17 protein-coding genes are annotated in these 13115 nt (G+C 28.2%); 12 read left to right on the forward strand and 5 right to left on the reverse strand.

The features are described from left to right. The first annotated feature begins 8 nt into the window (after positions 1 to 8). Genes VP90_RS03820 through rnhA form a run of 12 tightly spaced genes read left to right on the forward strand, consistent with a single transcriptional unit; the run spans position 9 to position 9183 of the window. The gene (locus VP90_RS03820; RefSeq protein WP_262589780.1) at positions 9 to 284 is read left to right on the forward strand and encodes an AtpZ/AtpI family protein; all 276 of its coding nucleotides are present in this window, start codon (positions 9 to 11) and stop codon (positions 282 to 284) included. A 9-nt stretch (positions 285 to 293) separates the two neighbouring features. Continuing rightward, complete coding sequence (locus tag VP90_RS03825; protein WP_075506408.1) at positions 294 to 1028, forward strand: F0F1 ATP synthase subunit A; 735 nt, start codon at positions 294 to 296, stop codon at positions 1026 to 1028. Between the two features lie 17 nt (positions 1029 to 1045). Then, positions 1046 to 1273 (forward strand): F0F1 ATP synthase subunit C, encoded by a 228-nt coding sequence (locus VP90_RS03830; protein ID WP_006997791.1) that lies wholly within the window; start codon positions 1046 to 1048, stop codon positions 1271 to 1273. Positions 1274 to 1277: 4 nt separating this feature from the next. Then, positions 1278 to 1868 carry a F0F1 ATP synthase subunit B gene (locus VP90_RS03835; protein WP_075506409.1) on the forward strand — a complete coding sequence of 197 codons (591 nt, stop codon included), beginning with the start codon at positions 1278 to 1280 and terminating at the stop codon, positions 1866 to 1868. Further along, complete coding sequence (locus VP90_RS03840) at positions 1858 to 2355, forward strand: ATPase (protein ID WP_262589785.1); 498 nt, start codon at positions 1858 to 1860, stop codon at positions 2353 to 2355. The genes VP90_RS03835 and VP90_RS03840 overlap by 11 nt, the downstream gene beginning before the upstream one ends. A gap of 39 nt (positions 2356 to 2394) precedes the next feature. Continuing rightward, positions 2395 to 3855 (forward strand): phytoene desaturase family protein, encoded by a 1461-nt coding sequence (gene crtI, locus VP90_RS03845; RefSeq protein ID WP_262589786.1) that lies wholly within the window; start codon positions 2395 to 2397, stop codon positions 3853 to 3855. Continuing rightward, on the forward strand, positions 3852 to 4868 hold the full coding sequence (locus VP90_RS03850) for a phytoene/squalene synthase family protein (RefSeq protein WP_262589787.1): 1017 nt from the start codon (positions 3852 to 3854) through the stop codon (positions 4866 to 4868). Before crtI ends, VP90_RS03850 begins: the two co-directional genes overlap by 4 nt. Further along, positions 4855 to 5919, forward strand: coding sequence for a lycopene cyclase family protein (locus tag VP90_RS03855; protein ID WP_262589788.1), 1065 nt, complete (start codon positions 4855 to 4857; stop codon positions 5917 to 5919). Before VP90_RS03850 ends, VP90_RS03855 begins: the two co-directional genes overlap by 14 nt. Next, entirely contained in the window at positions 5920 to 6867 is a 948-nt protein-coding gene (locus tag VP90_RS03860; protein ID WP_262589789.1) for a Brp/Blh family beta-carotene 15,15'-dioxygenase, read from the forward strand. It abuts the gene before it with no gap. Beyond that, entirely contained in the window at positions 6848 to 7792 is a 945-nt protein-coding gene (gene ispH / locus VP90_RS03865) for a 4-hydroxy-3-methylbut-2-enyl diphosphate reductase (protein WP_262589790.1), read from the forward strand. Before VP90_RS03860 ends, ispH begins: the two co-directional genes overlap by 20 nt. Beyond that, complete coding sequence (locus tag VP90_RS03870; RefSeq protein ID WP_262589791.1) at positions 7793 to 8758, forward strand: homoserine kinase; 966 nt, start codon at positions 7793 to 7795, stop codon at positions 8756 to 8758. Then, positions 8758 to 9183 carry a ribonuclease HI gene (gene rnhA / locus VP90_RS03875; protein WP_262589793.1) on the forward strand — a complete coding sequence of 142 codons (426 nt, stop codon included), beginning with the start codon at positions 8758 to 8760 and terminating at the stop codon, positions 9181 to 9183. Before VP90_RS03870 ends, rnhA begins: the two co-directional genes overlap by 1 nt. On the opposite strand, the gene VP90_RS03880 is transcribed toward rnhA, so the two are convergent. From VP90_RS03880 to VP90_RS03900, 5 genes are read right to left on the reverse strand one after another with little or no spacing between them, the layout of a single operon-like run. Further along, positions 9175 to 9660, reverse strand: coding sequence for a peroxiredoxin (locus VP90_RS03880; RefSeq protein ID WP_262589794.1), 486 nt, complete (start codon positions 9658 to 9660; stop codon positions 9175 to 9177). The genes rnhA and VP90_RS03880 overlap by 9 nt on opposite strands. Continuing rightward, a complete protein-coding gene (thrC, locus tag VP90_RS03885; protein ID WP_262589795.1) occupies positions 9657 to 11039 on the reverse strand; it encodes a threonine synthase in 1383 nt (460 codons plus the stop codon). Before thrC ends, VP90_RS03880 begins: the two co-directional genes overlap by 4 nt. Beyond that, positions 11040 to 11693 carry an SURF1 family protein gene (locus tag VP90_RS03890; protein ID WP_262589796.1) on the reverse strand — a complete coding sequence of 218 codons (654 nt, stop codon included), beginning with the start codon at positions 11691 to 11693 and terminating at the stop codon, positions 11040 to 11042. Between the two features lie 10 nt (positions 11694 to 11703). Beyond that, positions 11704 to 12492: a cytochrome c oxidase subunit 3 gene (locus VP90_RS03895; protein WP_075506420.1), complete on the reverse strand. Its 789-nt coding sequence runs from the start codon at positions 12490 to 12492 to the stop codon at positions 11704 to 11706. A 10-nt stretch (positions 12493 to 12502) separates the two neighbouring features. Beyond that, the gene (locus VP90_RS03900; protein ID WP_256998103.1) at positions 12503 to 13036 is read right to left on the reverse strand and encodes a cytochrome c oxidase assembly protein; all 534 of its coding nucleotides are present in this window, start codon (positions 13034 to 13036) and stop codon (positions 12503 to 12505) included. Positions 13037 to 13115 lie beyond the last annotated feature (79 nt).

A 13115-nucleotide genomic window follows, 5' to 3' on the forward strand; every position in this document is an offset into this window, starting at 1 on the left:
CAGAATAAATGGCAAAAGACCCATTTAAAACTCGCTTAGAGATTGCAAAAAGCAAGATTTCCAAGAAAAATCTTTATAACAAGAAGGATAATCCCTCGCCTATTGGAACTGCATTCAAATTGAGCACAGAACTTGTTTCTGCAGTGGCCGTCGGGACAATTATTGGGTTTATTTTTGACAAGACCTTTGGTACTAAACCCTGGTTTATATTAATATTTTTTTTTGTTGGGGTGGTCGCTGGAATAACAAACGTGATTAGATCAGCAAAAAAGATGCAAAAATAAGTTAGTACTATGGCAGCAAACCCGATGTCCCAATTCGATGTTTATAGAATTGGACCTGAAATAAAAGTTGGAGCATTTGATATATCTTTTACAAACGCAAGTTTGTTTATGATTATAAGTACTGTTTCTATTTTATTAATTTTTAATTTAGGATCTAAGAAAAATTCAATCTTACCAAATAAAATTCAATTATTAGCGGAACTTAGCTACACCTTTGTTGCTAAAATGATTAGTGATACAGCTGGTTCTAAAGCAAAACCATATTTTGCATTTATTTTTTCATTGTTCATGTTTGTTTTATTTTGCAACATGTTTGGAATGATACCGTACACATTCACTGTAACTAGTCATATTATCGTTACATTTGTTCTTGCTGCATTTATCTTTATTGGCGTAACAGTAATTGGATTTATTAAACATGGTTTTGGATATTTAAAATTGTTTGTACCAAGTGGAGTACCAGCGGTGTTACTTCCTTTAATAGTAGTTATTGAAATTATTTCTTATTTAAGTAGACCAATAAGTCTATCAGTTAGATTATTTGCAAATATGATGGCTGGTCATACAATGATGAAAGTTTTCGGAGGCTTTGTAATTAGTCTTGGAATAGTTGGTGGATGGCTTCCACTAAGTTTTTCGGTTGCATTAACTGGTTTGGAGATATTAGTTGCTTTTCTTCAAGCATATGTTTTTGCAATTTTAACCTGCATCTATTTAAATGATGCATTAAATTTACACCATTAATAACAGAGGAGGATATAATGGAATTAGAAGCAGCAAAAATGATCGGAGCAGGTTTAGCAGCAATAGCTTTAGCTGGTGCCGGTGTTGGTATTGGAATAATTTTTGGAAATTATTTATCAGGTGCTATGAGAAACCCATCAGCAGCTCAGAAACAATTTCCTAACCTACTTTTAGGTTTTGCACTTGCTGAAGCAACAGGATTATTTGGATTAGTTGTTGCATTGATTATTTTATTTGCGTTTTAAGTTAATGGTCAAAAAAATATATCTTCATCTAATATTTTTAAGCTTCTTTTTTATTAAAGAAGCTTTTGCCGCTGAAAGTGGAGGTATGCCTCAATTAAATCCAGAGTTTTGGGTTTCTCAGATTTTCTGGTTGGTACTTACTTTTGGGATAATGTATTTGGTTTTATCTAAATTAATTCTTCCAAAAATTAGTAACAACTTAGAGTCTAGAAAATCTCAAATTCTAGAAAATATTGAGGCAGCTGAAAAACAAAGAGAAGATAGTGAGACCAAACTTAAAGAATATGATCAAATAATTTTAAAAAGCAAAACTGAAGCTAATGCTATGTTTAATCAAGCAAGAGAAAAGGCAGTTAAAGATATAAACGCTAAAAGAGACGTTCTTGATAAACAAATAGATGACGAAATAGCTAAAGCGGAAAAAGAAATCCAAGCTTTAAGAGATAATGCACCTGACAAAATAAATAAAATTGCTATAGAAACGTCATCTGAGTTACTTCAGAAACTGATTGGTGCTGAAGTAAATAATAGCAGTATATCAGCAATTGTTGACGATCTATCTAGAAGAAACGGAGATAAATACTATGGCAATTGATGCAACTTTCTGGGTAGCTATTTCATTTGTAATCTTCATCGGGGTTTTGGTTTACTTTAAAATTCCACAAAAAGTTTCTCAAATGCTTGATGGTATGATTTCTGATATCAAAAATGAGATAGATGAAAGTGAAAAATTGAGAACAGAAGCAAAAACTTTACTCGATAATGCTCAAAAAAAATTAGATACAGCTACTTCTGTAAGTAGTGAAATTTTGGAAAATGCAAAAAAAGAGTCAGATAAATTAATAATAGATTTAAATGATAAATTTCATAAATCATCAGAAATTAAAAAAAGTTTGGCTGAAAATAAAATTGGCCAAATGAAAGAGGCTGCATTGAAGGAAATAAAAGATGCTTCAATCAAAATTGCGGTGGACTCAGTAAAAAAAATCATAACTACATCAGTTGATAAATCTAAATTGGATGCTGTATTTCAAAAAAATTTAGATGAAACTAAAGAACAGCTAAAAAAAATAAACTCATAATACGGTTACAATTTCCTGAAAAAGCTATAAATTACAGCAATGAATTCTATAGTTATTGGATCTGGATTTGGTGGTATTGCTGCAGCAATAAGACTAAGAGCCAAAGGACACAAAGTAAAATTAATAGAAAAACATTCAGACCTAGGTGGAAGAGCTAGAGTTTTCAAAAAAGATGGTTTTACCTATGATGCTGGGCCAACAGTAATAACAGCTCCATATTTAATTAACGAACTATTCAGTTTGTTTAATAAAAATCCTGAGGACTACATAAAACTAACCCCACTTAAAATTTGGTATCAATTTGTTTTTGAGGACCAAACTAAATTTAATTACTCAGGTGATGAAATAGAAATGAAAAAACAAATTGAAAATTTAAATCAAGAAGATGTTAAGGGGTATGAAGATTTAGTAAATTTTACCAAAAAAATTTTTGAGAAGGGATTCTTAGAGCTTGCAGATGTTCCATTTGATAAACCTTTTTTTATGATGAAACAGCTGCCAGCATTATTAAAACTTAAGAGTTATAAATCAGTTTATTCATTAGTATCGTCTTATGTAAAAAATGAAAAATTAAGAAGGATGTTTAGCATGCATCCACTTTTGGTTGGTGGAAATCCGTTCACAACTACTTCTATTTATGGGCTAATTCTTTATTTAGAAAAAAAATGGGGCATTCATTATTCAATGGGTGGCACAGGAAATATAATTAAAGGATTTGAAAAGTTAATGGAGGAAATAGAAATCGAAATAATAAAAAATACTGAGGTAAAAGAAATTATTACTAAAAATAATAAAATTACTGGTGTTGTAGTTGACAATGAAGAGATTATCGAAACTGATAATGTTATTTGTAATGCAGACCCTCCTGCTTTTTATGAAAAGATGACTAGTAAAAACTTAAAAAATTCAATGCTGTTTGATTGGAAACAAAAGAGGATGGATTACTCAATGGGTTTATTTGTTTATTATTTTGGAACCAAAAAAGTCTATGAAAACGTTGAGCATCACACAATTAAATTTGGAAACAAATATAAAGAACATCTGGATGATATTTTTGATTATAAAAAATTAAATAACGATATTAGCTATTATCTACATAGACCTTCTGCAACAGATAAGAGCATGGCTCCTGAGGGTAGTGATTGTTTTTATGTATTGGTGCCAGTTCCAAATAATCAATCAAATATAGATTGGCAAATAGAAGGTGAAAAAATGAAAAATCTCGTGGTTGATAAAATGGAAAATGATTTAATGCCAAATCTTAGAGATAATATCGTATCAGACTTTTATCTTACACCTGATTATTTTGAGAAAGAACTAAATACAAAATATGGATCAGGTTTTTCAATTCAGCCTAAATTCACTCAATCAGCTTATTTTAGATTTCATAATAAATCAGAGATTTATGATGGTTTATATTTTGTTGGTGCTGGAACTCACCCAGGTGCAGGCGTACCAGGAGTACTTTCATCAGCAAAAGTGCTCGAAAAATTAATATGATCTTTGGAACCGAAAAATCATATATACAAAAATATGGAAAATCTTTTTTTTGGGCAGGTTTTTTTTTACCAAAAAAACTTTTTTCAAATGCATCATATCTTTATGATTTTTGTAGAATAGTTGATAATATTGCTGATGACGATGAGTCAAATAAGATAAATAAAGCCCAATCTTTAAATAAATTTGAAGAGAACTTTAATAATAAAAATTTTGATATCCAGGTAATTAAAAATGTATGGGATATTATAGATAACTTTTCTATTTCGCCAAAAATTTTTAATGACCTGATCAGTGGAGTGAAATCAGATATAAATCAAAAACAACCTGAAGATTTCCAAGAACTTACTGATTATAGCTATCAAGTTGCAGGTACAGTTGGTTTGATGATGGCGAAAATAATGAGAGTTACAGATAAAAAAATACTATTCAGAGCAATAGATCTTGGAATTGCCATGCAACTTACAAATATATCTCGTGATGTATTGGAAGACTCAAAAATTAATAGGATTTATATTCCAAAAAAAATTTTTCCTAAATCAACCATTAGTGAAGAATTTAATTCTTTTACATCTAAAACAGTTATGAATTATCCTGAAATAAATTTAGATAATATTTTAAAAAATAGTGAAGAGGATAAAGATATAGAAATTTTTGTAACTATTAAAAGAATTATACAACTGGCTGAATTTTACTATGAGTCATCTATGCGAGGAATTATTAAACTTCCTTTAAAATATAGATTTGGAATTCTTTTAGCGAAAAACTTATACAGAGAAATTGGTAGAAAATTAAAAAAAAGTGATAATCCAACTTTTTGGAGAAATAGATCACATTTAAACTTTTTTGAAAAAACTTTAATTAGTTTTAAAACTTTTTTTGAATTTATACTAACTATAGGGATGAAAAATATTCCTGAGAAATACCAAACAAATGAAATTGAATACTATGATTCTATCATAAAACATGGTCATGATCATTTAGAGAAAAAATTTAAATTAAATGAAAAATTTTGATTACATCATTATTGGTGGTGGTTGCGCAGGTCTTTCATTAGCATACGAGTTGGAAATTAATGATAAATTAAAAAATAAATCTTTGGCTATAATTGAGCCTAGGGACGAATATAAAAGAGACAAAACTTGGTCATTTTGGAAAGTGTTTCCACATAATTTTGATGATTGTGTAAAAAAAAGTTGGGATAATTTTTCTATAAACATTCCTAATGATACAAAGTTTATTGATTGCAAGCTAACACCTTACCAATCTATAGATACTGGAAAATTTTATGACAAAATTCTTTCAAAACTTAAATTAAATGAAAATATAAAATTTTTTAAGAATATTAATGATATTGAATTATCAAATTCAATAATTTTTAACAGCGTTCCAAATTTTGAAAATAAGACAAATAATTTGTGGCAACATTTTTGTGGTGTAGAAATTGAAACAGAAAAAGATTTTTTTGATGACCAAATATTTAACTTAATGGATTTTGCGTGTGATCAAAAAAATGAGGTTCATTTTTTTTACACTTTACCTTTTTCAAAAAAAAGTGCTCTTGTGGAAACTACCTGGATATCAAATTTAAGTAATGAAAATATAAAAGATTATGATAATCAAATAGATCAATACTTAAAAAACCATTTAAATATCAGAAATTATAAAATTAATTTTAAAGAAGAAGGCTCTATACCTTTATTTAGAAATAAAAATTTAAAAAAATTAAATGAAATATATATTGGATCAGCCGGTGATATGACAAGATTAAGCACGGGTTATACTTTTTTAAATATTCAGGAACACAGCAAATATATAGCAGAAAACATTGAAAATATTTCTAAGGCTAAATTGTTTAAAATTAAAAAAAAATATGATTTTTTGGACAATATTTTTTTGAAAGTTTTAAGAAATAACTCTTCAGATATGGGGGAAATTTTCTTTAAAATGTTCAATAGTTCACCTAAGACTGCTATTAATTTCTTATCTAATAAAAGTAATTTTTTTGAAGATTTAGAAATAATTTTAAAAATGCCTAAATGGAAATTTTTAAAAGAATTGTTTTAAATGACTATTCAATTCATTAAAAAAATTAATCTTAATCATTCATTTATATTTTTTTTGCTAGTTAATCTATTTTCTATCGTGATGTTTAGATTAAATTATTTAGATATTTCATCATCAATATGCTTATTTTTAATTTTAACTATTGGAGTTTCACACGGTGCATTAGATAATATTAAAGGTAAAAAACTTCTTAAATTGTTTAATTTTGAAAGAATATATATTTTCTATATCTTTTATATTTTTATAGCGTTTTGCGTCATTATTATTTGGTCACTCTTACCTGCAACCACACTGTTAGTTTTTCTTATAGTGGCAGCATTTCATTTTGGTAAAGAAGATACACAATTTTTAATAAACAAAAAATCGTACTTAATTCAATTATTATACCTTTTAAAAGGATCGATCATAATTCTTGCCCCGCTTTTTTTTCATTTTGATGATACTGTGAAAATATTCAAATCATTACTTGTTGTTAATGAAAATTTTTATTTATTCTTAGAATTTTTAGAAGAAAAAAAGATAATCGAGATATCAATTATTTTGAGTTCATTATCAAGTGTATTTTTATTTATTGATAAGTTTGAATTAAAAAAATTCACTATTTTTTTTGATTATTTCTCAATTATAATTTTAAATTACTACTTTACTCCTTTAACAGCTTTTACAATTTATTTTTGTTTTTTACATTCTGTGAGGCACTCTATTTCGCTTGCGATCGACCTTGATGAAAACAATCTCCAAAATGGACTAAAATTATTTATTTTAAAGGCTTTACCACTTACTCTTTTAACAATCTTTATTTCAATAATTGTATTATTTTTGTTAAATGACGTTAATTATTTAGATGATGCAATCTTAAAACTAATTTTTATTGGTTTGGCGTCTTTAACCTTTCCACATATATTGCTGGAATATTTTTTAGAGAAAAATGAAAAACAAACAAATTAAAATTTTACTTTCTGCTCCAAGAGGTTTTTGTGCTGGTGTTGAGAGAGCTATAGAGATTGTAGAAAAATCTATTCAAAAATATGGATCGCCAGTTTACGTTAGACACGAAATCGTTCATAACAAGCATGTTGTTGATAATTTAAAAAATAAAGGTGCTATCTTTGTTGAAGAATTGGAGGAAATTAATGACAAATCTAGACCTGTTATTTTTTCTGCACACGGTGTTCCAAAAAAAATACCAGAAGATGCTGAAAATTATAAAATGACTTATGTAGATGCTACTTGTCCACTAGTTTCTAAAGTTCATAGAGAAGCGGAAAACTTAAATAAAGCTGGTTATCATATTATTTTGATTGGACATGAGAACCATCCAGAAGTAATAGGCACTATGGGCCAATTACCCAAAGGATCTATTGATTTGGTTCAAAATGAAGCTGAAGCAATGGAGTATAAAACCAATAATAAAGAAAAATTGGCTTATATAACTCAAACAACACTATCTGTTGATGACACTAAAGAAATAATAAAAATTTTGAAAGATAGATATACAAACATTAAAGAGCCAGCAAAAGAGGATATTTGTTATGCAACAACTAATAGACAAATGGCAGTAAAAAATATTGCAAAAAAGTGTGATATGTTTTTTGTAATAGGTAGTAGAAACTCTTCAAATTCAGTTAGACTTGTTGAAGTAGCAAAAAAATCAGGTTGTCAAAATTCACAACTTTTTCATTCTGAAAGTGAAATTCCTTTTGATCAAATACAGAATTCAAATACTATTGGTATATCATCAGGAGCATCAGCACCTGAAATACTTGTAGAAAATTTTATTAATGAATTAAAAAAAAAATTTTCTATAAATCTTGAGGAAGTAGAAATTATAAAAGAAAATGTGGTCTTTAAAGTTCCTAACAAATTAAATTAAATGGCTGTATATACAAAAATAAATCAGAGTGATATCGATATAATAAATAAGAAGTTTAATATTGAAAAAATTTTAAGTTTCCAAGGAATTACTAAAGGAATTGAAAATACAAATTACATTTTAAAATCCAAAAATAAAAAGTTTATTCTCACAATTTTTGAGAAGAGAGTTCTTCCAAAAGAGATACCTTTTTTTATGAAATTAATGGATTATTTAAATGATTCAAAAATTAATTGCCCAAGACCACTTAAAACTAAAGACAAAAATTATTTAATTAAACTAAAAAATAAAACAGCCTGTATTGTGACTTTCTTAAGTGGAAAAGATAAAAAAAAAGTTAACGAAAGTGACTGCTATGTTATTGGAAAAGCAGTAGCTAAAATGCATATGGTTACTAAGAAGATAAAATTTACTAGAAAAAATTCAATGGGTGTAAAATATTTAAAACCTTTACTCCAGAGTATTAAATTTAAATCAAATAAAGGATCAAATTTGAAAAAATTTTTATTTAATAATTTTAATGATATTAAAAAAAATTGGCCAAAAAAACTTCCTTCTGGAATTATACATGGTGATTTATTCGTAGATAATATTTTTTTTGATAAAAATAAGCTGTCGGGAATTATAGACTTTTACTTTGCTGCTAACGATTACTATATGTATGAAATAGCAATCTGTATTAATGCACTATGTTTTGACGAAAAAAATAAAAAATTTGTAATTAATAAGAAGAAAGTTGATAAATTAATCAAGGGATACAACAGTGTTAAGAAAATTAATTTAAATGAAAAAAACAATTTAAATATTTTGTGCAGAGGTGCTGCTCTAAGATATCTGTTAACTAGACTATTTGATTATACAAATACTCCAAAAACAGCATTAATCAAAATTAAAGATCCAAACGAATATTATCAAAAACTTATTACCCATAATAATTTGAATAGTTTTAAAGATTATTTGATTTAATGATTAAAATTTATACTGATGGCTCATGTTTAAAAAATCCAGGAAATGGTGGATGGGCAGCAATAATATGCACTGATAATGAAATGAAAAAAATAAGTGGAAGTGAAAAAGATACAACAAATAATAGAATGGAATTAATGGCGACAATCAATGCATTAAAAGAAGTAAATTCTGAAGATTTGATAGAAATCTACACGGATTCTAAATATGTTAAAAATGGAATTACTGATTGGATCCACAATTGGATTAAAAATAATTGGAAAACATCTAATAAAGAAGATGTTAAAAATAAAGATTTATGGGTTCAATTGCATGATTTGAATAATAATTTTAAGATTAAGTGGAACTGGGTTAAAGCTCATGCTGGAAACCCACTAAATGAAGAAGTTGATTTATTAGCTAAAAAAGCTGCAAGTCTAGATTAATTTAAAGAAATTTTCTGCTGCTGAGATTTCACAAGATCCTGTATCTGCTTCTTCCTGAATTTTAATAACCTTCATGTTATCAACAAACATCGTGTATCTATTAGATCTAATTCCTAAACCTCTGCCACTTTTATCAACATCTGCTCCAATTTCTTTTGTGAAATTAAGAAATGGGTCACCCATCATAACAATGTTTTCACCCACATCATTTTGTTTACCCCAAGCATTCATCACAAAGGGATCATTTACTGAAATACAAATTATATGATCAATACCTTTTTCTTTATATTGATCATGCATCTTAATATATCCTGGCAAATGTTTAGCAGAACATACAGAAGTATATGCCCCAGGTAGTCCAAATATTACAACTTTTTTGCCTTTAAAAAAATCTTCTATATTTTTTTTTACAGGCTCTCCATCTTGAAGAACAAAAATTTCTGAATTTGGTAGGTTATCGTTTTCTTTTATTTTCATTTGGATCTATCTTTAATATGTTCTTTTACTTTTTCAATATCATTTTGAAGAATATCATAATTTTCTTTCTCATTTAATATAAATTGAAGTTCATTTGGTAACTCGGCTTTAATATTTATAGCACTTTGAATTGCATCAGGAAACTTACATGGATGTGCTGTTGCTAGTACAATATTATTACCATTGAGATTGTGTTTATCAAAAGCTCCATAACCAATTGCAGTATGAGGGTCTAAAACAACATTAAATTCTTGATAAACAGACTTAATAATATCAAGAGTTTCAGTCTCACTCATTCTTGCTGATAAGAAATCTTGATTAATTAAATTTAACTTTTCTTTATCAATTGAATATTTTCCTTCTTCTTTAATTTTCATCATGTCTTTTGATGTTTGTTCTGAATTCTTATCATTTAAATCAAAAATAAGTCTCTCAAAGTTACTTGCAATCTGTATATCCATACTAGGAGAAATAGTTTCTGAAACAGTTTCAGCCTCGTAATTACCGTTTGAAATAGCTCTATGGAGAATGTCATTTTGATTTGTTGCAACAATCAATTTATTAATGGGCAAACCCATTTTTTTGGCTAAGTAACCTGCGTATACATCTCCAAAATTCCCCGTGGGAACTGAAAAATTAGTGGGTTTAGTGTGATCTTCAATTAAATGATAGCTGTAAAAATAATAAACACACTGAGCAATAATTCTTGCCCAGTTGATTGAATTTACACCTGACATATTAATATCTTTTGAAAATTTTTTATCAGAAAACATTGATTTGACCAAGTTTTGGCAATCATCAAAATTTCCTTTAATAGCAATATTAAATACATTTTCATGTTTTCCAGTAGTCATGATTTTTCGCTGAACAGAGGAAACTCGATTATCAGGATGTAATACAAAAATATTTAAATTTTCTTTTCCTTTTATTGCATCTATAGCTGCTGCCCCTGTATCTCCAGATGTGGCAACTACAATATTAATTTTTTCTTTTTGCTTGCTTAAATAAAATTCATAAAAATTTCCAAGAAGTTGCATAGCAACATCCTTAAAGGCTAGTGTTGGGCCATGAAATAACTCTAAGACTGATCGATCTCCTATTTTTATGAAATCAATTACATTTTCTCTCCTAAAAACAGAATAAGATTTATCAATTATTTTAGACAATTCATCTTTATCCATAAAATTTCCTATAAAAGGAAAAATAATTTTTTTTGCTAAATCTGAATAATTAAGTGATTTTAATTCTTGAATTTCTTTTTCACTATAGTCTGGAAGTGAGCTAGGAATAAACAATCCCCCATCATCAGCAAGACCTTTGATAAAAACATCCTTAAATTCATATGTTTTTGAAGTATCTCTAGTGCTGACGTATCTCATTTAATAATTTTTTTTTCTAAAATATAGATATATTAAAAGGATTGAAATCGCCATCGAAAACCAAGTAATTGCGTACTTTTTGTGATTGTTTGAAATTTTAGCAGTGATCACTCTTGGTCTTGGGTTTTCGTAGTTACCGTTTAAATAAATAATATATTTTGAAAAATTTTTTCCTGTAAATTTTAAAATATCTTCCCGATCTAGTGTGAACCAATAATTTTTATCTACTTCATTCTTGGGTTTGAATGAGCTTGATTTTGATTGAAGCATTAAAGTACCAATAATATTTTTTTGATCAACAACATTAATCTCTGGTTTGTTTTTTTGGTCAAAAGATATCCAGCCTCTATTAATTAAATAATCTTCATTTCCTATTTTAATTGGGTTAATAACTTCAAATCCAGGTTTACCAGTTTCGTTAAGATTATAGAGATAAATTTGTTTTTCAAAATCAATTTGTCCTGATGTTTTTATTCTTAAAAAATTTTTTTTTTCTACATTTTGAAGTTCAACAGGATCAAGCTTTAAAGAATTTTCAATTTGATTGATTAGATCTAATTTCCAACTCAATCTATACAATTGCCAAAAGCCTAATGACAACAAAACTAAAATTATAAAATAAACGAAAACTGAAAATAGAAGCTTATTCTTCAAGGATTAAATATTAACTTCCCCAAACGTATATAGCTGCAAACAAGAATAACCAAACAACATCAACAAAGTGCCAGTACCAAGCAGCTGCCTCAAAACCAAAGTGGTGTTCTTTCGTAAAGTGACCCAATCTTCCTCTCCATAAACAAACAGCTAGAAAGATTGTTCCAACAATTACGTGGAAACCGTGAAAACCTGTTGCCATATAAAATACTGCACCATAAATATGTCCTGAATAATCAAATGTAGCATGATGATATTCGTAAGCCTGTAATAAAGTAAAAAAGAAGCCTAGTGCAACAGTTGCTGTTAATCCTTGAATAAATCCTTTTCTATCATCTTCTAATAAAGAGTGGTGAGCCCAAGTTACTGTAGTACCAGATAATAATAAAACTAGTGTATTGATTAATGGAATGTCCCATGGATCAAAAGTTTCTATGTCTTGTGGAGGCCAAACATTTCCAACAAACTCATTTGGGAACAAACTTATATCAAAATATGCCCAAAACCATGCAACGAAAAACATAACTTCAGAAGCAATAAATAACGTCATTCCATATCTGTGATGGATTTGAACAACTGGAGTATGGTGACCTTGATGTTCAGCTTCAATCACAACATCTCTGAACCACATATAAGCTGCATAAATTACGAGAGCTAATCCTAAATACATTCCCCAAGATACATCGTTGTGCATATAAAAAATTGCTCCAATAGCTAGTACCAAGCATGCAAAAGATGTAAATATAGGCCAAGGACTTGGGTCTACTAAGTGATAATCATGTTTTTTTTCAGCTGACATATTTTTTTAATTATGATTGTTTATAATAATCTGTCGAGAAAAAAGTATACGACATAGTTACATCCTGTAAGTTTTTAACTGTTGGATCATTTACCAGTTCTGGGTCCAAATAAAAAGTCATAATATAAGTTGCCTTCTCACCTGCCTTAAGTTCCTGTTTTTCGAAGCAAAAACAGCCTAATTTACTATAATATTTACCAAAACTTGCAGGCGAAACATTGAAACTAGCAACTCCATAAGTTGTTTCGTCTCCATAGTTCTCAACCTCAAACTCAATTCTATTTACCTGACCAACCTTAACATCAATTACATTTGATTTAGCCTTAAAATCCCAAGTAAGATTGTTTACATTCGTATCAAATCTTACACTCACAACTTTATCTAAAACTATTTTTGGAGCTTCTTTAGATACTTGGGTTGTTCCTCCAAAGCCAGTTACACGACAAAAAAGATCATATAAGGGCACTGCCGCAAAAGATAAACCTAACATTAAACAAAAGATACCTGCTAGAAGTAATGGAGTTAATGTTTTGCTCTTAATCATATCTGCCTATCAAATACGCCAACGTTATATAATGTAAAAACAAACAAAAAAACCATAAAAGCTAAAATTGCTAAAGCAG

The sequence above is a fragment of the Candidatus Pelagibacter ubique HIMB140 genome, from assembly GCF_025558165.1.
In the GTDB taxonomy this organism is placed as follows: domain Bacteria; phylum Pseudomonadota; class Alphaproteobacteria; order Pelagibacterales; family Pelagibacteraceae; genus Pelagibacter; species Pelagibacter ubique_T.